The following is a 19,244-nucleotide window of genomic DNA, read 5'->3' as shown; positions in this document are numbered from 1 at the left end:
TGTTCGTCGTCGCCGGTGTCCTCGCCGTGTTCGGCGTGGTGGCACTGATCGCCAAGGGGGTGGAACGGCTGTGATCGGCATCACCATCGCGGCCGCCGTCCTCGGCATCGCCGCAGTCGTGTACCTCGTCTGGGCGCTCGTGCGTCCGGAGCGCTTCTAGTGGGCGCCGCGGACGTCTGGGCGGGCATCGCCCAGGTCGCCACGCTCGTCCTGCTGCTCGTCGTCGCGTACCGCCCGCTCGGTGACTGGATGGCGAAGGTCTTCACGCCCGTCCGCCACAACCGGGTCGAGCGCGGGGTCTACCGGCTGATCGGGGTCGATCCGGACGCCGAGCAGTCCTGGCCCGTGTACCTGCGCGGCGTGCTGCTGTTCAGCGTCGCCGGGCTCCTGCTCGTCTACCTGCTGCAGCGCATCCAGGTCGTCCTGCCCGGCGACCTCGGGCTGCCCGCCGTCGGACCCTCGCTCGCGTTCAACACCGCGGCGTCGTTCGTCGCGAACACGAACTGGCAGTCGTACTCGCCCGAGGTCACCGTCGGCTACACGGTGCAGATGGCCGGCCTCGCGGTGCAGAACTTCCTGTCCGCGGCCGTCGGTCTCTCGGTCGCCGTGGCCCTGGTGCGTGGGTTCGCCCGTCGCAGGTCCGGCACGCTCGGCAACGTGTGGGTGGACATCGTCCGCGGTCTCGGCCGGCTGCTCCTGCCCGGGGCGTTCGTCTTCGCGATCGTGCTCGTCGCCGGCGGGGTCGTCCAGTCGTGGGGCAGCGGCACCGACGTCACCACGCTCATCGGCGGCACGCAGCACATCCCCGACGGGTTCGTCGCCTCGCAGGAGGCGATCAAGGAACTCGGCACGAACGGTGGCGGCTACTTCAACGCGAACTCGGCGCACCCGTTCGAGAACCCGCAGGCGTGGACGAACCTCGTCGAGATCTTCCTGATGCTCGTCATCCCGTTCTCGCTCCCGCGCACGTTCGGGCGGCTGGTCGGCGACGACCGTCAGGGCTACGCGATCCTCGCCGTGATGGGCGCGATCTTCCTCGTGTCGCTGTCGGTCATGTCGATCGCCGAACTCGGCGGCGGCGGTGTCGCCACACACGCCGCCGGGGCCGCGATGGAGGGCAAGGAGAGCCGCTTCGGCATCCTCGGTTCGACGCTCTTCTCGACCGCGACCACCTCGACGTCCACCGGTGCCGTCAACGCGATGCACGACAGCTACACCCCGATCGGCGGGATGATGGCGCTCGTCAACATGATGCTCGGCGAGGTCACCCCCGGCGGCGTCGGCTCCGGTCTGTACGGCATGCTCGTGCTCGCCGTCATCACGGTGTTCATCGGCGGCCTGCTCGTCGGTCGCACCCCGGAGTACCTCGGCAAGAAGATCCGCGCCAAGGAGATGACCTTCGCGGCGCTGTACATCCTCGTGACGCCGACGCTCGTGCTCCTGGCCACCGGGCTCTCGCTGGTGATCCCCGGGGTCCGCGAACAGGTGCTCGGGACGTCGATCTTCAACCCCGGCAACCACGGGCTGACCGAGCTGCTCTACGCCTTCACCTCGGGTGCGAACAACAACGGCTCGGCCTTCGGCGGGCTCACCGCGAACACCACGTGGATGAACTCCTCGCTCGGCGTCGTGATGCTGCTCGGCCGCTTCGTGCCGATGGTGTTCGTCCTGGCGCTCGCCGGGTCCCTCGCCGCGCAGGACCGGGTGCCGGAGACCGCCGGCACGCTGCCCACCCACCGCCCGCTGTTCATCGGGTTGCTCGGCGGCGTCGCCGTCATCGTCACCGCACTCACCTACTTCCCGGTGCTCGCACTGGGTCCGCTCGCAGAAGGACTGTCATGACCACCCCCGTGACCACGGAGTCGGAACCGCGCACCGCCGTGGAACCGGCCACCCGCTCGTCCGCATTCGGACCCCGCCAACTTGTGGCGGGCCTCCCGGGCGCCCTGCGGAAACTCGATCCGCGACTCATGTGGCGGAACCCCGTCATGTTCATCGTCGAGGTCGGCGCAGCGCTGACGACGGCGGCTGCCGTCGTCGAGCCGTCCGCGTTCACGATCGCCATCGCCGTCTGGCTCTGGCTCACCGTCGTCTTCGCCAACCTGGCGGAGTCGGTGGCGGAGGGCCGTGGCAAGGCGCAGGCGGACACCCTGCGGAAGACCCGCTCGACCACGAGCGCCCGCCGTGTGCTCGGGTACGCGACGACCGACGCGGCCGCGACCGGCAACGAGACCGAGGAGGTCGCGTCCGTCGACCTCGCCAAGGGCGACGTGGTCGTGGTCGTCGCCGGCGAGGTCATCCCCGGTGACGGCGACGTCATCGACGGCATCGCGTCGGTCGACGAGTCGGCCGTCACCGGCGAGTCCGCGCCGGTCATCCGTGAGTCCGGCGGTGACCGCAGTGCCGTCACCGGCGGCACCCGGGTGCTGTCGGACCGGATCGTGGTGCGCATCACCTCGACGCCGGGCGAGACCTTCATCGACCGGATGATCCGCCTGGTCGAGGGTGCGGCACGGCAGAAGACGCCGAACGAGATCGCGCTGAACATCCTGCTCGCCTCGTTGTCGATCGTCTTCGTGATCGTCTGCCTGACGATGCAGCCCATCGCGGGGCTCGTCGGCGCGACGGTCAGCGTGCCGGTGCTCATCGCCCTGCTCGTCTGCCTCATCCCGACCACCATCGGAGCCCTGCTCTCCGCGATCGGCATCGCCGGCATGGACCGGCTCGTGCAGCACAACGTGCTGGCGATGTCGGGCCGCGCGGTCGAGGCCGCCGGTGACATCACGACGCTGCTGCTCGACAAGACCGGGACGATCACCTACGGCAACCGTCGGGCATCCCGTGTGGTGCCGGTGCCGGGGGTGTCGGAAGCCTCGCTCATGGAGGCCGCCGCGCTGTCGAGTGCTGCCGACAGCACGCCGGAAGGACGCTCGATCGTGTCGCTCGCTGCCGACGCAGGGGTGACGCCGGCACTCGCGGACGGCGCCGTCGAGGTGCCGTTCACGGCCCAGACGCGCATGTCCGGTCTCGACCTGCCCGACGGCTCACAGATCCGGAAGGGCGCCGCTGCGGCAGTGCTCGCCTGGGCGGACACCACCGAAGCCGGTGTGGTGTCAGCCATCGACGCGACCGTCGCGGAGATCTCCGACCAGGGCGGCACCCCGCTCGTCGTCGGCCGCCGCTCCTCCGACGGCGCGGTCGCCCTGCTCGGCGTCGTGCACCTGAAGGACGTCGTCAAGGACGGAATGGCGTCGCGGTTCGCCGAGCTCCGGTCGATGGGCATCCGCACGGTGATGATCACCGGCGACAACCCCCGCACCGCGGCCGCCATCGCCCACGAGGCCGGCGTCGACGACTTCCTCGCCGAGGCCACCCCGGAGGACAAGCTCGCCTACATCAAGCGCGAGCAGGAGGGCGGCAACCTCGTCGCCATGACCGGTGACGGCACCAACGACGCCCCGGCCCTGGCCCAGGCGGACGTCGGCGTCGCGATGAACACCGGCACGACGGCGGCGAAGGAGGCGGGCAACATGGTCGACCTCGACTCCGACCCGACCAAGCTCATCGACGTCGTCCGCATCGGCAAGCAGCTGCTCATCACCCGCGGTGCCCTGACCACCTTCTCCATCGCCAACGACGTCGCCAAGTACTTCGCGATCATCCCGGCGATGTTCCAGGCGGCGTTCCCCGGGCTCGCGGCGCTCAACATCATGGGGCTGCACAGCCCGTCGTCCGCGATCCTGTCGGCGGTCATCTTCAACGCGCTCGTCATCGTGGCGCTCATCCCGCTGTCCCTGCGTGGCGTGAAGTACCGCGCGGCCGCAGCGTCGTCGATCCTCGGCCGCAACCTGCTCGTCTACGGGCTGGGCGGCGTGGTCGTCCCCTTCATCGGCATCAAACTGATCGACCTCGTGGTCGGTCTCATCCCGGGGTTCTAGTCATGGCATCTGCACGTTCCACCTTCCGTTCCGCCGGTGTGGCCATCCGCCTCACCCTCGTCGCCACCGTCGTCCTGGGCGTCGGCTACCCGCTCGCCGTCTGGGGCGTCGGCCAGGCGGCGTTCCACGACCAGGCCAACGGTTCGATGGTCACGGACTCGTCCGGCAAGGTCGTCGGTTCCTCGTTGATCGGGCAGTCGTTCACCGGCAAGCAGGCCGACCGTTGGTTCCAGTCGCGGCCGTCCGCCGCCGGGGACGGCTACGACGCGGGGGCGTCCTCCGGCTCGAACCTCGGGCCGAACAACGCCGACCTGCTCAAGGCCGTCGAGGAGCGTCGTGCGGCGCTGGCGAAGGCCGACGGGGTCCCCGCCGCGCAGGTGCCGGCGGACGCGGTCACGGCGTCGGGTTCGGGGCTCGACCCGGACATCAGCCCGGAGTACGCGTCGCAGCAGGTCGCGCGGGTGGCCTCGGCGCGAGGCCTGTCGGTTGCTGACGTGCGGGCGCTCGTGGCCGAGCACACCGAGTCGCGGCAGCTCGGGTTCCTCGGCGAGCCCGTCGTGAACGTGTTGTCGCTGAACCTGGCCCTGGCGAAGCTGTCCTGACCGTGGGTGGCCCCTCCGCAAGACACCGGTGCTCGCACGTCGAACACCCGCAATCCGCGGTGCGACAGGTGAACACCGGTGTTTTGCGGAGACCGACCCCCGGACGCGAGAGGATGAGCACGTGAAGCGCGGGAAGCTGCGGGTCCTGCTCGGTGCGGCGCCCGGTGTCGGCAAGACCTACACGATGCTCGAAGAGGGGCGTCGGCTGCTCGACGAGGGTCGCGACGTGGTCGTCGCCGTCGTCGAGACGCACGAGCGCGCCGCCACCGCAGCACTGGTGAACGGGCTCGAGGTCGTCCCCCGCCGCACCGTCTCGCACCGCGGTGTCGAGCTCGACGACCTCGACCTCGACGCCGTCATCGCCCGGGCACCCGAGGTCGCGCTGGTCGACGAACTCGCGCACACGAACGCCCCGGGGAGCCCGAACGAGAAGCGCTGGCAGGACGTCGAGGCACTGCGGGACGCCGGCATCGACGTCATCTCGACCGTCAACGTGCAGCACATGCAGTCCCTCGGCGACGTGGTCCGCGAGATCACCGGCACCGTGCAGCGCGAGACCGTCCCCGACGCCGTCGTGCGCGCGGCCGACCAGATCGAGGTCGTCGACCTGGCCCCGGCAGCGCTGCGCGAACGGCTCTCCGACGGGCTCGTGTACCCGGCGGCCCGGATCGACGCCGCGCTGTCGAACTACTTCCGCCTCGGCAACCTCACCGCGCTGCGCGAGATCGCCCTGCTCTGGCTGGCCGACGAGGTCGACGACGCGCTCAAGGCCTACCGCGCCGAGCACGGCATCGAGCACCGGTGGGAGACCCGGGAGCGCGTGCTCGTCGCCCTGACCGGCGGCCCCGAGGGCGAGACCCTGCTGCGCCGCGGCGCCCGGATCGCCGCCCGCAGTGCCGGCGGCGAGCTCGCCGCCGTGCACGTCACGACGAACGACGGCCTGCGCGTCCGGCACCCCGGCGCCCTCGGCAAGCAGCGGACCCTGCTCGAGCAGCTCGGTGGCACGTACCACCAGGTCGTCGGCGACGACGTGCCGAGCACGCTGGTGCGCTTCGCGCGGTCGATCGACGCCACCCAGATCGTGATCGGGGTCAGCCGCCGCAGCCGGCTCGCTGCCGCGATGACCGGTCCGGGGATCGGCAACACCGTGATCCGCGAGTCCGGCGACATCGACGTGCACGTCGTCACGCACGAGCGCGCCGGCGGCGGGATCACCCTGCCGAAGCTCGGCGGCAGCCTGTCGCGTGGCCGGGTGATCGCCGCGTTCGTCCTGTCGGTCCTGGTCGGGCCGCTGCTCACGTGGGTGCTGTCGATCGGCAGCGACCCGGACGCCATCACGGTGGACGTGCTGGCGTACCAGCTGCTCGTCCTGGTCGTGGCGCTCGTGGGCGGGATGTGGCCGGCGGTGTTCACGGCCGTGCTGTCCGGGCTGAGTCTCGACTACTTCTTCGTGCAACCCCTCTACATGGTCACGGTCCAGCAGCCGTGGCACCTGTTCGCCCTGGTCATGTACGTGATCAGTGCGGTGTTGGTCAGCTTCGTGGTCGACCGGTCCGCTCGCCGATCACGTGCCGCCCGTCGGGCCTCGGCCGAGTCCGGGCTCCTGATGGGCATCGCCGGCAGCGTGCTCCGCGGCGACGACGCCCTGCAGGCACTGCTCGACCGCACCCGTGAGGCCTTCGGCTTCGCCGGCGTCCGGATCCGCCAGGGTGACGAGGTGCCGGCGACCTCCGGCGAGTTCGGTGCGACGCCGGACGCGTCGACGACGCTGGCGTCCGGTGCCGTGCTCGAGTTCGCCGGTGCGCCCGACGACCCGACCCAGCGCCGACTGCTGCGGGTCGTCGAGCAGCAGCTCGACGCCGCCGTCGAGCACCGGGAGCTGACCCGCACCGCCGTCGGCGCCGAGCGCATCGCCGCCGCCGACCGGGTCCGGAGCGCGCTGCTCGCGGCCGTCGGCCACGACGTGCGCCGACCCATCGCCGCGGCCTCCGCCGCCGTGCAGACGCTGCGTGCGCCCGACATCGACTTGTCACGGGCCGACCGGGAGGCGCTGCTCGCGACCGCCGACGAGAGCCTCGGTCAGCTGGCGGTGCTGTTGGCAGACCTGTTGGACGTCAGCCGCGTGCAGGCCGGAGTCCTCGCGGTCACCCCGGCGGCGATCGCGCTCGAGACGGTGGTCGCGCCGGCGCTCGACGAGCTGGAGCTCGGCCCCGACGACGTCGACCTCGACCTGCCTGCGGACCTGCCGCCGGTGCTCGCCGACCCGGTCCTGCTGCAGCGCGTCGTCGTGAACCTGCTCGCCAACGCCGCCCGGTACGCGCCGGACGGCACCCACGTCCGGGTCGCCGCGAGCGCGTTCGCCGGCGGGGTGGAACTCCGCGTCGCCGACCACGGCCCCGGCATCCCCGAGGACCGCCGCGATGAGGTGTTCCAGCCGTTCCAGCGGCTCGGCGACACGGACAACGAGACCGGCCTCGGGCTCGGCCTGGCCCTGGCGCGCGGGTTCACCGAGGGCATGGGCGGCACGATCGAGGTCGACGACACCCCGGGCGGTGGGCTCACCGTCGTGGTGCGGCTGCCGATCGCCGGGCACGTGGGAGTGGAGATCCGATGAAGGTCCTGATCGCTGACGACGACGCACAGCTCGTCCGCGCCCTCTCGGTGACGCTCTCGGCGCGCGGGTACGACGTCGTCACGGCTCGGGACGGGCGCGAGGCGATCGACGCCGTCATCACCGAGCGCCCCGACCTGGTGCTGCTCGACCTCGGCATGCCCCGGCTCGACGGCATCGGGGTGCTCGAGGGCGTCCGGGCCTGGTCGCAGGTGCCGGTCCTCGTGCTCTCCGGGCGCACCGACTCGTCCGACAAGGTCGACGCACTCGACGCCGGTGCCGACGACTACGTGACGAAGCCGTTCCAGATGGACGAGCTCCTCGCCCGGCTGCGAGCACTCGGACGGCGCCGGGTGGTGGCGTCGGAGGAGACCCCGACGATCGCGATCGGACCGCTGCTCGTGGACCTCGTCGCGAAGCAGGTCACCCCGGCCGAGGGCCCCGCGATCCGCCTGACGCCCACCGAGTGGCGCCTGCTCGAGGTCCTGGTCACGAACCCCGACCGGCTGATGACCCGCGAGATGCTGTTGACCGAGGTCTGGGGGCCGACGCACGGCAACGACTCCGGGTACCTGCGGCTGTACATGGCCCAGCTGCGGCGGAAGCTCGAGCCCGACCCCGCGCACCCGCGCTACCTGGTGACGGAGTCCGGCATGGGCTACCGCTTCGCCCCGGCCGGGGTCACACCCGGGAGCTGAACGCCGCGAGCTCGGCCCGGGTCCGGGCGCCGTGCTTCCGGAGCAGGTTCGCCACGTGGTACTTCGCGGTGTTGACGCTGATGCCGAGTCCCTCGGCGATCTCCCGGTTGCCGACACCGGTCGCCACGAGCCGCAGGACGTCGCGCTCCCGCGGGGTCAGGTCGCCGTCGTCGACCGCGTCCACCTCGGTCGGCCGCGGGTCGAGCGGCAGCGAGATGTCGAGCACGGATCCCCAGCCAGGCGTGCTCGCGACCTGCACCCGGCCGTCGAGCGTGACGACCCGCTCCGCGATCGGCCGCACGGCGTCGTCGTGCACGTCGAGCGTGCCGGAGCCGTCGTCCCGGAGCTGCATGAGCAGGTTCCGGCCGTCGCAGTCCCACTGGATGCGCACCCGCTTCGCCGCACCGTCGTTGACCAGGGCGAGCACCGCGGTCCGCACGATCGCCCGGGCCGCGTGGGCGACGTCACCCGGGAGCGCACGGCCGGTGGCCGGCGGCTCGACGAACTGCACGTCGAGGTCCCCGAAGCGCACGAGCGGCCGCAGGTCGGCGCGCAACCGCGAGAACGCGCCGGTGACGGGTTCGAGCAGGGTGCTCCGTTGCTGATCGGTCACGGTGCGCAGATCGACGAGGGCGGCCGAGGCGATCTCGACGGCCTCGGCCCTGGCGGCCGCGTCGGTGACCCGCGACGACCGGAGCACGGCGAGGACGGACTCCAGGGTGAGCGCGTGCCGGTCGGCCTGCTCGGCGACCGTGCGTGCGTGCTCGGCGGCCGCGAGCCGGATGGCGGAGCCGCCCCGGGCCTCCAGGGTGTCGACCGATGCGTCCATGGACGCGAACGTACCCGTCCCACCCGAGCGGACGGGCCCACCCAATGGGATGGGACCCCTGCCGGGGCGGGTAGCGGCGTGCCGGGGCGTGCGACGGAAGGATCGAGGGCATGGCAGCAACCACCGTCTCCGCAGCGCTCGACCTGGTCGTCCGCGAGGTCGGCGACCTGGCCGCCCGCCTCGACGACGCCCCGGCCCAGCGCGCTCTCGACCTGATCGAGGGCGCCGACCGGGTGTTCGTCCACGGCGCCGGGCGCTCCGGACTCGCCCTCCGCATGACCGCGATGCGCCTCATGCACCTCGGGCTCGACGCGCACGTCGTCGGCGAGGTCACCACCCCGGCCATCCGACCGGGTGACCTGCTCCTCGTCGCGAGCGGTTCGGGCACGACCACCGGCATCGTGCAGGCCGCGCGCACCGCGCACGAGGTCGGTGCATCCGTCGTGGCGCTCTCGACCACCGACGACTCCCCGCTCTCCGAGCTGGCGGACGTCACGATCGTGCTGCCCGCCGCGACGAAGACCGACCGCTCCGGCACAGCCTCGGCCCAGTACGCCGGCAGTCTCTTCGAACAGGCCGTCGCCCTGGTGGGCGACGCCGTGTTCCACGCCCTGTGGGCCCGAGGCGGGCAGTCCGCCGACGACCTCTGGCCCCGTCACGCCAACCTCGAATGAAAGGCACACCCATGCAGCTCCAGTTCGCCATGGACACCCTGACCGCCGAAGCCGCCCTCGAGCTCGCCGCCGCGGCCGCGCCGCACGTCGATGTTCTCGAGCTCGGCACGCCCCTGATCAAGAGCGCCGGCCTGTCCGCCGTCACCGCGATCAAGGAAGCACACCCCGACAAGATCGTGTTCGCCGACCTCAAGACCATGGACGCCGGTGAGCTCGAGGCCGACATCGCCTTCTCGGCCGGTGCCGACCTGGTCACCGTCCTCGGTGTCGCCGGGGACTCGACGATCGTCGGCGCCGTCAAGGCCGCGAAGAAGCACGGCAAGGGCATCGTCGTCGACCTGATCGGCGTCTCCGACAAGGCCGCCCGTGCCCGCGAGGTCGTCGCACTCGGCGCCGAGTTCGTCGAGGTCCACGCCGGGCTCGACGAGCAGGCGGAAGAGGGCTTCACGTTCTCGACCCTGCTCGACGCCGGCAAGGAGTCGGGCGTCCCGTTCTCGATCGCGGGCGGCGTGAACGCGTCCTCGGTCGCCTCGGTGCAGGAGGCCGGTGCTCGCATCGCCGTCGCCGGCAGCGCGATCTACAGCGCCTCGGACGTCGGCGCAGCAGCCGCCGAGATCCGAGCCGCCATCAAGTAGCGCGTCCCGGTCGCCCTTCCCGGGCGACATCGTGAGCAGGAATGGCCGGGTGTGCATGTCGCACCCGACCATTCCTGCTCACGAAGCGGACGCCGCCGTCCGGATGCGCCGTACGGTGGCCACATGAACCGAGCGCTGCGCTGGACCACCTGGATCGTCGCCGTCGTCGTGTTGATCGCGGTGGTGTTCCTCGTCTGGGCCCACATCGTGATGCAGGGCACCCGCAGCGCCGCCCTGCAGGTCTGGCGCGACGACCGGATCGCGGTCCGCGACGCCGGTGACTCGGTGGTGATGACCCCGACCGGCCAGGCCGACGGGGTCGGGATCGTCTTCATCCCCGGCGCGAAGGTCGACCCGTACGCCTACATGGCCACGTTCCGGCAGGTGGTCGCCAACGGCACGACGGTGGTCATCACGAAGCCGACGCTGAACCTCGCGTTCTTCGACACCCGGCCGCTCGCCACGTTCGAGGCCCACGCGCCCTCGGTCACCCGCTGGGCGGTCGGCGGGCACTCCCTCGGCGGGGTCCGCGCGTGCCAGCTCGCCCAGGACGCCGACGGCCTGCTGCTGCTCGGCAGCTACTGCGCGAACGACATCAGCCGCTCCTACATCGACGTGCTGAGCGTCTCCGGTTCGCGTGACGGCCTGTCGACGCCGGCCAAGGTCGACGCCGCGCGGGACAAGCTGCCGTCGACCGCCACCATGACCGAGATCCAGGGGTCGAACCACGCCGACTTCGGCGCCTACGGCGACCAGCCGGGCGACCGCACGGCGACCATCAGCCGTGCTGATGCCCGCCAGCAGATCTCGGACGCGATCGAGGCCTGGGTGCGCGACCTGCGCTGATCACGCGGGCGGACCGGCGGACGCACCACGGGCCTCCAGACGGTCTGCCTGGAGGCCCGTGGTGCGTGACGTCAGTGGATCACGCCCGCCTCGTGGTCGCGTCCGGAACGGCGCCCGGTGAACCGGGCGACGAAGTACAGGACCACGCCGACGGCGAGCAGGATCGCGGCGTAGAGCCAGACCTGACCGCTCTGCTGCGTCAGCAGCAGGATGCACGACAGCACCCCGAGCACCGGGACGAACGTCCAGACCTTGAAGTGGTCGTGCTCGACGTGGTCGCGGCGGAGCACCAGGACGGCGACGTTCGTGCTGATGAACACGAAGAGCAGCAGGAGCACGACGGTCTCGGCCAGCACGCCCACGTCACCCACCAGGGTCAGGAGCATCGCGACGATCGTGGTGGCGATGATCGCGGTCCACGGGGTCTTCCGGTTCGGCAGGACCTTCGCGAGCAGGGCGGGCAGGAGTCGCTGCTCGGCCATGCCGTAGGTCACGCGGCTCGACATGATCATCGTGAGCAGCGCGCCGTTCGCGACGGCGACCAGGGCGATGAGGCTGAAGATCCAGTCGGGGATCGGGACGCCGGTGGCGGAGACGACCGCGAGCAGCGGGCCGCTGGACTCGGACAGCTCCGAAGCAGGCAGGGCGATCGCGCTGGCGAGGGCGACGAGGACGTAGACGACACCGGCTGTGGCGAGGGCGCCGAACAGGGCCTTCGGGTAGACGCGGCGGGGGTCGCGGACCTCCTCCGCGATGTTGGCGGACGTCTCGAAGCCGACGAACGAGTAGTAGGCGACGATCGCGGCGCTCAGGGTCGCCAGGGCCGGGTTCGCCTCGGACGGGAACGCGCCGATCCGCGAGACGTCACCGCCGCCACCGCCGAGCATCACGGCCACGACGACGATCACGATGACGAGGCCGGAGACCTCGATGATCGTCATCACGACGTTGCTCTTGAGCGAGTCGGAGATGCCGCGGGCGTTCAGGCAGGCGATCAGGGCGAGGAAGACGATCGCGGTGGGCACGGGCGGCAGGTCGACGAACGTGCCGAGGTAGTCGCCGGCGAAGGCGAGCGACAGTCCGGCGGCGCTCGTGACGCCGGCGGCGAGCATGCTGAACCCGACCAGGAACGAGACGATCGGCGCCTTGTAGGCCCGTTCGGCGAAGACCGCGGCACCGCCGGCCTTCGGGTACTTCGTCACGAGTTCGGCGTAGGAACCCGCGGTGAGCAGGGCCAGCAGGAGCGCGAGCACCAGCGGTGCCCAGAGTGCACCGCCCACGTCCTTCGCCAGCGTCCCCATCAGGGCGTAGATGCCGGCGCCGAGCACGTCGCCGAGGATGAAGAGGAACAGCAGCGGGCCGGTGATCGCCTGGCGGAGCTTCGACTGCGTGCCGTCGTGGGGTGCGGCCGTGGTGTCGCTGGTCATGGTGGTGCCTTTCGTCCGGGTCAGCGTGCCGGGGTGTGTCTCAGAGGCCTCACAGGTGCGCCGTGGCGGGGTTCTCCCTGCACAGCGGGGCGGCCGGTGAACTCGCTCCACAGGGCGCGGCGCGTCGGAACGTCCGGACTGGAGCGGTCCTAGACTCGGCGGCAGCCATTCGTCCACCACCAGTCCCCGGAGGACCGCAGATGACGACGCAGGACCAGCGCACGCCCGCGCGACTCAGTGACCAGCGCGCGCTCCTGTTCGACCTCGACGGCGTGCTCACCCCGACCGCCGACGTCCACATGCGCGCCTGGAGTCGGCTGTTCACGCCGTACCTCGAAGCACACGGGGCCGCGCCGTACACCGAGCAGGACTACTTCACCTACATCGACGGCAAGCCCCGCTACGACGGCGTGCGCTCGCTGCTCGAGTCGCGCGGCATCGACCTGCCGCAGGGCACCCCCGACGACGCGCCCGACACCGACACGGTGTGCGGGCTCGGCAACCGGAAGAACGCGGAGTTCACCGCCGAGCTCGACGAGCACGGCGTCGAGCCCTACCCGGGGTCGCTCCGGTTCCTGACCGCCGCGATCGCCGCAGGCATGTCCGTCGCGGTCGTCTCCAGCTCGGCGAACGCCACGTCGGTGCTCCGGACGGCGGGCATCCTCGACCGGTTCCCCGTCGTCGTCGACGGGCTCGTCGCGCGCCAGGACGGTCTGACCGGCAAGCCGGCGCCCGACACCTACCTCGATGCGGCGACCCGGTTCGGGCTCACCGCCGCCGAGTGCGTCGTGGTCGAGGACGCCACGAGCGGGGTCGAAGCCGGCCGCAACGGTTCGTTCGGTCTCGTCGTCGGTGTCGACCGCGGTGCCGGGGCGGACGCCCTGCGCGAGCACGGTGCCGACGTCGTGGTGTCCGACCTCGCCGAACTCATCGACGACCTGCCCGCACCGGCCACCAGCACGACGTAGGCCAGCCGGCCGGACGCTCCCTGGCTGCCGGCCGCACCGACGTACCCATCTCCCTCCCTTCCCACGGAGCAGCATGAACCCCATCACCTCGGACCCCCTCGACCGCGTCCGCTACCCGATCGACGAGTGGGCCCTCGTCGAGACCGAGTACACCCCCGACGAGCAGGGCGTCGCCGAGACGAACTTCGCCGTCGGCAACGGGTACCTCGGCCTGCGCGGCAACCTCGACGAAGGCCGTGGCGGCGTGCAGTACGGCACGTACATCAACGGGTTCCACGAGACCTGGCCGATCCGGCACGCGGAAGACGCCTTCGGCTTCGCGAAGACCGGGCAGACGATCATCAACGCGCCGGACGCCAAGGTCATCCGCCTGTACGTCGACGACGAGCCGCTCGTGCTGGCCGAGGCCGACATCCTCCGGCACACGCGTCGGCTGGAGTTCCGCGGCGGCTACCTGTTCCGCGAGACCGAGTGGTCGACGCCGTCCGGCAAGCGGGTGCTCATCCGGGCACGTCGACTCGTGTCGTTCACCGATCGGCACCTCGCCGTCATCGACTACGAGGTCACCGTGCTCGACGCGGACGCCTCGATCCTGCTGTCCAGCCAGATCCTCAACCGCCAGGACGTGCAGGACGAGTACCACGCCGGCATGCGGGCCGCGGCGAACGCCTTCGACCCGCGCAAGGCCGAGTCGTTCACCGAGCGGGTGCTCGTGCCGAAGCTCAAGCGCAGCACCGGCGGCCGTTCGGTCCTGGGGTACCAGGCGTCCAGCTCCGGCATGACGATCTGCGTCGGCGTCGAGCACCACATCGAGACCGAGAACAGCTGGGACGAGTCGTCCTCGATCGAGGACGACCTGGCGAAGCACGTCTACCGGGTGCAGGCCCGCGCGGGGCAGCCCATCCGCCTCGTGAAGCACGTGGTCTACCACACCTCCCGCGGGGTGCCCGTGCGCGAGCTCGCCGACCGGTGCGACCGCACGCTCGACCGCGCGCACGCCGAGAACGTCGACGAGACCTTCGCGAAGCAGCGCGACTGGCTCGACGACTACTGGGCCCGCAGCGACGTCGAGATCGCCGGTCAGCCCGCGATCCAGCAGGCCGTCCGCTGGAACCTCTTCCAGCTGGCGCAGGCCACTGCCCGCACGGACGGCCACGGCATCGCCGCGAAGGGCGTCACCGGCTCCGGCTACGGCGGGCACTACTTCTGGGACATGGAGATCTACGTCCTGCCGTTCCTGTCGTACACGGCGCCGATCGTCGCCCGGAACGCCCTGCGCTTCCGCTACAACATGCTCGACGCGGCACGGGCTCGGGCCCGCGAGCTGAACCAGCGGGGTGCCCTGTTCCCGTGGCGGACGATCAACGGTGAAGAGTCCAGCGCGTACTACGCCGCCGGCACCGCGCAGTACCACATCGATGCCGACATCTCGCATGCGCTCATGCAGTACGTCCGGGCCTCGGGCGACCGCGAGTTCCTGAAGCGCGGCGCCATCGACGTGCTCGTCGAGACCGCCCGGCTCTGGGCAGACCTCGGGTTCTGGCGGTCCAACGGCGACAAGAAGTTCCACATCGACGGCGTCACCGGGCCGGACGAGTACACGACCGTCGTCGACGACAACCTCTACACGAACGTGATGGCGCGGGCGAACCTGTGGTTCGCCGTCAACGCCTGCCGCGAGCTCGCCGCCGACGACGCCGAAGAGTACGACCGCATGGTGCGCCGGACCGGTCTGCAGCCGGACGAGCTCGTCGAGTGGGAGCACGCCGCCGAGTCGATGGAGATCCCGTTCGACCCGCACCGCGGCATCCACCCGCAGGACGCCCAGTTCCTCGACAAGGAACTCTGGGACCTCGAGAACACCCCCGAGTCCAAGCGCCCGCTGCTCCTCCACTACCACCCGCTGGTGATCTACCGGTTCCAGGTGCTGAAGCAGGCCGACGTCGTGCTCGCGCTGTTCCTGCAGGGGCACGAGTTCACGGCTGCCGAGAAGCGTCGCGACTTCGACTACTACGACGCACTCACCACCGGTGACTCGACGCTGTCCGCGGTCGTCCAGTCGATCATGGCGGCCGAGGTCGGGTACCACGACCTCGCCGACCAGTACTTCCAGACCGCGCTCTACGTCGACCTGGCGGACCTGCACGGCAACACCTCGGACGGCGTGCACATCGCGTCGACCGGTGGCATCTGGGGTGCGCTCGTCAACGGCTTCGGTGGCATGCGCGACCACGGCGGTCGGATGACCTTCAACCCGCGGCTGCCGAAGCACTGGGACCGTCTGTCCTACCGTCTGACGATGCGCGGATCGCGGGTCCGGGTCGACCTCGAGCAGGAAGCCATGACCCTCACGGTCGAGACGGGTTCGGGCTTCACGGTGTGGGTGCACAACCAGCAGTGGGACATCGAGGCGGGGGAGCCCACCGTGGTGCCGCTGCCGCACCACGGGCCGCGGATGTCCGGGCACGCCCCGACCACGAGCGACATCCAGGGCACGTTGCGGGCGGACGGCTCGGTCATCACGGCGTCGATCCCGACGATCTCCCTGGAGCGCGACTTCGACCTCGACGACTCGACCGGCTGAGGCCAGTCCCTGCGCTGCAGTCGCACGTCGCCCCGGTTCCGCCTCGCGGGGCCGGGGCGACCTGCGTTCCCGCGGCGTTCTCGGCGCCTCCGAACGCGTCCAGTCGGCCCGGGGCACCGTGGTCTGCCGTGCCCCTCGGGTCGATGGCGTCTCCCCGGGCACGGTTCGTGCGACGAGAGGAGACATCATGGGCAACCGGTTCGAGGGCAAGGTCGCGATCGTCACGGGCGCGGGGTCCGGCATCGGCGAGGCGACGGTTCGGGCGTTCATCGACGAGGGCGCGTCGGTCGTGCTGACCGACAGCGTCGAGGAGAAGGTCCGCGCGGTGGGTGACTCCCTGCCGACGCACCGGGTCGTCGCCCTGCACGCCGACGTGGCGAGCCCGGAGGACTGGGAGACCGTCGTCTCGGCTGCGATCGACCGCTTCGACCGGCTCGACGTCCTGGTGAACAACGCCGGGACCTTCAGCTCGGGCGACATCACCGACATCAGCACGGACGAGTGGCGCCGGGTCATCGAGACCGATCTGTCCGGTGTGTTCTACGGCACCCGGTCGGCCCTGCCGTTCCTGCGCGAGACGAAGGGGTCGATCGTCAACACCTCCTCGGTCTCCGGGGAGGACGCCGACTGGCGGATGAGCCCCTACAACGCGGCGAAGGGTGGCGTGACGAACTTCACCAAGGCCGCTGCCCTCGACAACGGGCAGTTCGGCGTGCGCGTGAACGCCGTCGCTCCGGGACTCATCTGGACCGACCTGACCCAGGAGCAGGCGGAGGACGAGGCCCTGCAGTCGAAGTTCACCGAGCGCATCGCCCTCGGCCGCGGGGGCCGCTCTGCCGAGGTCGCCGAGGCGATCCTGTTCCTGGCCAGCGACGCGGCCTCGTTCATCACGGGTGCGGTCCTGCCGGTGGACGGCGGCACCATGGCGAGCAACGGGCAGCCGCCGCAGGCCTGAGCCGCCCCGGCGTCGGCGGAGACTCGGCCCGGCGGACACTTCGGGCGGTCAGCAACGCCCGGATCGTCCGCGGGAGCGAGTCTCGGCTCGCTTCGAGTGCACGAGGGTCACAGGAGCTTCCGCAGGGTGTTCGTGTTGCGGGTCGTCGTCGTGCGCTTGAAGCGTGCGGCGCCGGCCCGCTTGGCGAACACGGTGTCGGTGCTCGAGCCCTTCGGACACGACCAGTAGACGACCCCGTCGCCGCGGCCGACCTGCTCGACCGCGTCGTCGAGTTCGAGGTCCCCGACCAACGCGTCGAGCGCATCGTCGTCGGACCCGAACACGACGTAGTCGTGCCGTTCGTCGGGACGCGCGAAGGGGAAACCGTCGACCACGGCCGCGAGGGCGTCGTGCCGGACGAGCACGATCCAGGCGTCGTACCCGAACCGGTCGCGCAGCCCCTGCTCGATCGACGTCTTGAGCTGCTCGGCGGGCACGTCGGCGGAGAACACGACGTTGCCCGAGGCGAGCACGGTGCGGACGTCGTCGAACCCGAGCCCTCGGAAGAGCTCCGCGAGCTCGGCGCTCCGGATCGTGATGCCGTTCACGTTGACCCCGCGCAGCAGCGCCACCCACCTGTCCATGTCCGGACGGTAGCGGTCCGGGCCGCTCACGTCCACGTCCGGGCCACGCCCCAACCGGCACCCTGCGGCACGATGTCGACCACCAGGGCCTCACCGTCGTCGTCGCTGGTCGCCTGGAACCGCCAGCCCACGGTGCGCTCGGGCGCATGGGTGATCGCGGTGGGCAGCTCGGCGCGCGTCACGGTCAGCCGGGTGGGGGTGTCGCTCACCCGCCAGCGCCGTCCGGCCCACACCAGCCGGGTCGGCGTGCCCTCGGCCCACCACACCGTGGCGGCCGTGTCGGTGATCATCATCGGGGTCTCCTCGTTCGAACGTGTGTTCGAATGGTAGGTGTCGACCTCCGACGTCGCAACCGACCGTTGCGTTCAGAACACGTTCTGAATAGGCTCGATCCATGACGCTCGTCGCTCCGCCCCGATCCCGACGGTCGGTGCAGTCCTCTGACCTCTCCCGCCACGCCAAGCAGGTGTTCGCCGCCGCGGAAGAAGCCCCGCTCGAGGTCACCCGTCGCGACGGGAAGCCCCTCGTCCTCACCACGAAGGAACGGTCCGACGACGACGACGCAGTCCTGGACATCGCGGCGCAGCTCATCGCCGCGGTGACGCTCAACGAGCAACTGCCACTCCACGATCGGCTGGCGATCCCGTACCCGTGGATCAAGCTCCTCAGCGCCGCAGACCAGCAGCGCTTCGCCCGGGAGATCGTCGACGTCGCCCGCGGCTCGTTCTCGCTCCGGCAGCCGCGCAGGCTCCTGCTCGAGATGCAGGCGTGGCGCAACAGTGCCGAGGCGATCGCCGCGGGCTGGGACACCAGAGAGCCGGAGATCCTCGCTGATCCGATCCGCGTCGAGAAGCCCTGACGCGGTGGCGGGCCGGCGCGGCGGGGTCCCCCGGCCGATCCGTTCGACGGAGTACACGATCGTCTTCGGGACGCGCGGCGCGGAACAGGGGTGGCGCGACGTGGTGGCGGTGCAGCGGAACGCAGTCGCTGCCGCGTGGGATCGGCTGACCACGGATCCGTTGACCGAGGACCTGTCCTGCCACGCCCTGCGCGGGGAACTCGGTGTGGTTCGACACTCCGGCCGGGAGTGGACGCGTCGTCAGTTCGAGCTGAAGCGCGGCGCCCGGATCTGGTTCACGGTCGACGTGGATGACCGGGTGGTGTGCATCACCGACGTGCACACCCACCACCCCAACCAGACGAAGTGACTGCGCTCGGCCTCGGCAGCCGTCGTGTAGACGGGACCCATGACGAACGACGCACAGGGCCCCGACGCGCAGCACCAGGTTCCCGAGGGGGTGTCCGAGGCCACGGTCGAGGCGCTCGGCAGCCTGTCCGCCGCGGTCGAGGTCATCGAGCACGCCCGTGGCCTGCTCTACGGGTTCCACAGGCTGACCGGCACCGCTGACCTGAACCTCGGTGAGGCGGTCGAGCAGCTGCGGAAGGCCGGGCACACCGAACTCGCCGAGCGCATCGACACCGAACTCGTGGGCCGCAACGTCATCGCGGGCCGCTGGACGTTCCAGATCGTCGAGGACTACGACGACGGCTACTACGCCCTCGCCAAGGAGCTCGAGCGCACGGCGCGCGACGAGCTCGTGCAGGGCCGTCGCCACCTGTTCGAGGCGGGCATGAAGGAAGACCGTCGCACCCAGGACCAGCGCCACCACGAGGCGACGCCGAGCGACCTGCCGGACTGACCACGGGCCTCCAGGCCGACGCCGGCCTGCGGAAGACGCCGGCGTCTTGTCGAGACGCCCCGGAAACATCGAGACGCCGCCGGATTCGGCGGCGTCTCGATGACACGACGGCGTCTTGTGATAGGCCCGGCCCAGCCCGCCCAGCCGGGCCCAG

General features: G+C 71.0%; 19 protein-coding genes. 15 read left to right on the top strand and 4 right to left on the bottom strand.

All coding sequences use genetic code 11. The features are described from left to right. Positions 1-70 precede the first annotated feature (70 nt). From DEJ20_RS17390 to DEJ20_RS17365, 6 genes are all read left to right on the top strand, one after another. A complete protein-coding gene (locus tag DEJ20_RS17390) occupies positions 71-160 on the top strand; it encodes a potassium-transporting ATPase subunit F (protein WP_017887940.1) in 90 nt (29 codons plus the stop codon). After that, complete coding sequence (gene kdpA, locus DEJ20_RS17385) at positions 160-1,842, top strand: potassium-transporting ATPase subunit KdpA (RefSeq protein ID WP_111234581.1); 1,683 nt, start codon at positions 160-162, stop codon at positions 1,840-1,842. Before DEJ20_RS17390 ends, kdpA begins: the two co-directional genes overlap by 1 nt. Next, the gene (gene kdpB / locus DEJ20_RS17380) at positions 1,839-3,938 is read left to right on the top strand and encodes a potassium-transporting ATPase subunit KdpB (protein ID WP_111234582.1); all 2,100 of its coding nucleotides are present in this window, start codon (positions 1,839-1,841) and stop codon (positions 3,936-3,938) included. Before kdpA ends, kdpB begins: the two co-directional genes overlap by 4 nt. Before the next feature lie 2 nt (positions 3,939-3,940). Beyond that, positions 3,941-4,540, top strand: a complete 600-nt coding sequence (kdpC, locus tag DEJ20_RS17375; RefSeq protein WP_111234583.1) for a K(+)-transporting ATPase subunit C — start codon at positions 3,941-3,943, stop codon at positions 4,538-4,540. 121 nt (positions 4,541-4,661) lie between these two features. After that, a complete protein-coding gene (locus tag DEJ20_RS17370) occupies positions 4,662-7,154 on the top strand; it encodes an ATP-binding protein (protein WP_111234584.1) in 2,493 nt (830 codons plus the stop codon). Continuing rightward, entirely contained in the window at positions 7,151-7,849 is a 699-nt protein-coding gene (locus DEJ20_RS17365; protein WP_111234585.1) for a response regulator, read from the top strand. The genes DEJ20_RS17370 and DEJ20_RS17365 overlap by 4 nt, the downstream gene beginning before the upstream one ends. On the opposite strand, the gene DEJ20_RS17360 is transcribed toward DEJ20_RS17365, so the two are convergent. Further along, the gene (locus DEJ20_RS17360) at positions 7,833-8,678 is read right to left on the bottom strand and encodes a helix-turn-helix transcriptional regulator (protein WP_111234586.1); all 846 of its coding nucleotides are present in this window, start codon (positions 8,676-8,678) and stop codon (positions 7,833-7,835) included. The two genes, DEJ20_RS17365 and DEJ20_RS17360, sit on opposite strands and share 17 nt — an antisense overlap. Before the next feature lie 110 nt (positions 8,679-8,788). On the opposite strand from DEJ20_RS17360, the gene hxlB reads away from it, so the two are divergent. The 3 genes from hxlB (at position 8,789) to DEJ20_RS17345 (ending at position 10,833) form a co-directional block, all read left to right on the top strand. Next, positions 8,789-9,352, top strand: coding sequence for a 6-phospho-3-hexuloisomerase (hxlB, locus tag DEJ20_RS17355; protein WP_111234587.1), 564 nt, complete (start codon positions 8,789-8,791; stop codon positions 9,350-9,352). A gap of 11 nt (positions 9,353-9,363) precedes the next feature. Then, on the top strand, positions 9,364-9,987 hold the full coding sequence (hxlA, locus tag DEJ20_RS17350; protein WP_111234588.1) for a 3-hexulose-6-phosphate synthase: 624 nt from the start codon (positions 9,364-9,366) through the stop codon (positions 9,985-9,987). A gap of 123 nt (positions 9,988-10,110) precedes the next feature. Continuing rightward, on the top strand, positions 10,111-10,833 hold the full coding sequence (locus tag DEJ20_RS17345; protein WP_027466790.1) for an alpha/beta hydrolase: 723 nt from the start codon (positions 10,111-10,113) through the stop codon (positions 10,831-10,833). A 71-nt stretch (positions 10,834-10,904) separates the two neighbouring features. Here the strand turns inward: DEJ20_RS17345 and DEJ20_RS17340 are convergent, their stop codons facing one another. Then, positions 10,905-12,260: an APC family permease gene (locus tag DEJ20_RS17340; RefSeq protein ID WP_111234589.1), complete on the bottom strand. Its 1,356-nt coding sequence runs from the start codon at positions 12,258-12,260 to the stop codon at positions 10,905-10,907. Positions 12,261-12,460: 200 nt separating this feature from the next. On the opposite strand from DEJ20_RS17340, the gene DEJ20_RS17335 reads away from it, so the two are divergent. From DEJ20_RS17335 to budC, 3 genes are all read left to right on the top strand, one after another. Continuing rightward, positions 12,461-13,228 carry an HAD family hydrolase gene (locus DEJ20_RS17335; RefSeq protein WP_111234590.1) on the top strand — a complete coding sequence of 256 codons (768 nt, stop codon included), beginning with the start codon at positions 12,461-12,463 and terminating at the stop codon, positions 13,226-13,228. Between the two features lie 73 nt (positions 13,229-13,301). Then, positions 13,302-15,812 (top strand): glycoside hydrolase family 65 protein, encoded by a 2,511-nt coding sequence (locus tag DEJ20_RS17330; RefSeq protein ID WP_111234591.1) that lies wholly within the window; start codon positions 13,302-13,304, stop codon positions 15,810-15,812. A gap of 187 nt (positions 15,813-15,999) precedes the next feature. After that, positions 16,000-16,767 carry a meso-2,3-butanediol dehydrogenase gene (gene budC, locus DEJ20_RS17325; RefSeq protein WP_111234592.1) on the top strand — a complete coding sequence of 256 codons (768 nt, stop codon included), beginning with the start codon at positions 16,000-16,002 and terminating at the stop codon, positions 16,765-16,767. A 107-nt stretch (positions 16,768-16,874) separates the two neighbouring features. Here the strand turns inward: budC and DEJ20_RS17320 are convergent, their stop codons facing one another. Then, entirely contained in the window at positions 16,875-17,390 is a 516-nt protein-coding gene (locus tag DEJ20_RS17320; protein ID WP_111234714.1) for a DUF1697 domain-containing protein, read from the bottom strand. A 26-nt stretch (positions 17,391-17,416) separates the two neighbouring features. Then, positions 17,417-17,683 (bottom strand): hypothetical protein, encoded by a 267-nt coding sequence (locus DEJ20_RS17315; protein WP_035809269.1) that lies wholly within the window; start codon positions 17,681-17,683, stop codon positions 17,417-17,419. A 101-nt stretch (positions 17,684-17,784) separates the two neighbouring features. On the opposite strand from DEJ20_RS17315, the gene DEJ20_RS17310 reads away from it, so the two are divergent. From DEJ20_RS17310 to DEJ20_RS17300, 3 genes are read left to right on the top strand one after another with little or no spacing between them, the layout of a single operon-like run. Then, positions 17,785-18,249, top strand: coding sequence for a prevent-host-death protein (locus DEJ20_RS17310; protein ID WP_111234593.1), 465 nt, complete (start codon positions 17,785-17,787; stop codon positions 18,247-18,249). Positions 18,250-18,253: 4 nt separating this feature from the next. Beyond that, the gene (locus tag DEJ20_RS17305) at positions 18,254-18,598 is read left to right on the top strand and encodes a hypothetical protein (protein ID WP_027466784.1); all 345 of its coding nucleotides are present in this window, start codon (positions 18,254-18,256) and stop codon (positions 18,596-18,598) included. 39 nt (positions 18,599-18,637) lie between these two features. Continuing rightward, on the top strand, positions 18,638-19,090 hold the full coding sequence (locus DEJ20_RS17300) for a hypothetical protein (RefSeq protein ID WP_017887957.1): 453 nt from the start codon (positions 18,638-18,640) through the stop codon (positions 19,088-19,090). Positions 19,091-19,244 lie beyond the last annotated feature (154 nt).

The organism is Curtobacterium sp. MCSS17_005 (assembly GCF_003234225.2).
Taxonomy (GTDB): Bacteria; Actinomycetota; Actinomycetes; order Actinomycetales; family Microbacteriaceae; genus Curtobacterium; species Curtobacterium flaccumfaciens.
Note: the sequence above shows the minus strand (reverse complement) of the source record. Positions and strands in the feature narration are given on the sequence as shown.

Bases quoted from the DNA above. Each gene is read 5' to 3' on its own strand.
- DEJ20_RS17345 (WP_027466790.1), top strand. From the start codon at position 10,111: ATGAACCGAGCGCTGCGCTGGACCACCTGGATCGTCGCCGTCGTCGTG.
- kdpB (WP_111234582.1), top strand. From the start codon at position 1,839: ATGACCACCCCCGTGACCACGGAGTCGGAACCGCGCACCGCCGTGGAA.
- DEJ20_RS17315 (WP_035809269.1), bottom strand. From the start codon at position 17,683: ATGATGATCACCGACACGGCCGCCACGGTGTGGTGGGCCGAGGGCACG.
- DEJ20_RS17360 (WP_111234586.1), bottom strand. From the start codon at position 8,678: ATGGACGCATCGGTCGACACCCTGGAGGCCCGGGGCGGCTCCGCCATC.
- DEJ20_RS17300 (WP_017887957.1), top strand. From the start codon at position 18,638: ATGACGAACGACGCACAGGGCCCCGACGCGCAGCACCAGGTTCCCGAG.
- DEJ20_RS17330 (WP_111234591.1), top strand. From the start codon at position 13,302: ATGAACCCCATCACCTCGGACCCCCTCGACCGCGTCCGCTACCCGATC.
- budC (WP_111234592.1), top strand. From the start codon at position 16,000: ATGGGCAACCGGTTCGAGGGCAAGGTCGCGATCGTCACGGGCGCGGGG.
- kdpC (WP_111234583.1), top strand. From the start codon at position 3,941: ATGGCATCTGCACGTTCCACCTTCCGTTCCGCCGGTGTGGCCATCCGC.
- DEJ20_RS17310 (WP_111234593.1), top strand. From the start codon at position 17,785: ATGACGCTCGTCGCTCCGCCCCGATCCCGACGGTCGGTGCAGTCCTCT.
- DEJ20_RS17320 (WP_111234714.1), bottom strand. From the start codon at position 17,390: ATGGACAGGTGGGTGGCGCTGCTGCGCGGGGTCAACGTGAACGGCATC.
- hxlB (WP_111234587.1), top strand. From the start codon at position 8,789: ATGGCAGCAACCACCGTCTCCGCAGCGCTCGACCTGGTCGTCCGCGAG.
- DEJ20_RS17365 (WP_111234585.1), top strand. From the start codon at position 7,151: ATGAAGGTCCTGATCGCTGACGACGACGCACAGCTCGTCCGCGCCCTC.
- DEJ20_RS17340 (WP_111234589.1), bottom strand. From the start codon at position 12,260: ATGACCAGCGACACCACGGCCGCACCCCACGACGGCACGCAGTCGAAG.
- hxlA (WP_111234588.1), top strand. From the start codon at position 9,364: ATGCAGCTCCAGTTCGCCATGGACACCCTGACCGCCGAAGCCGCCCTC.
- DEJ20_RS17335 (WP_111234590.1), top strand. From the start codon at position 12,461: ATGACGACGCAGGACCAGCGCACGCCCGCGCGACTCAGTGACCAGCGC.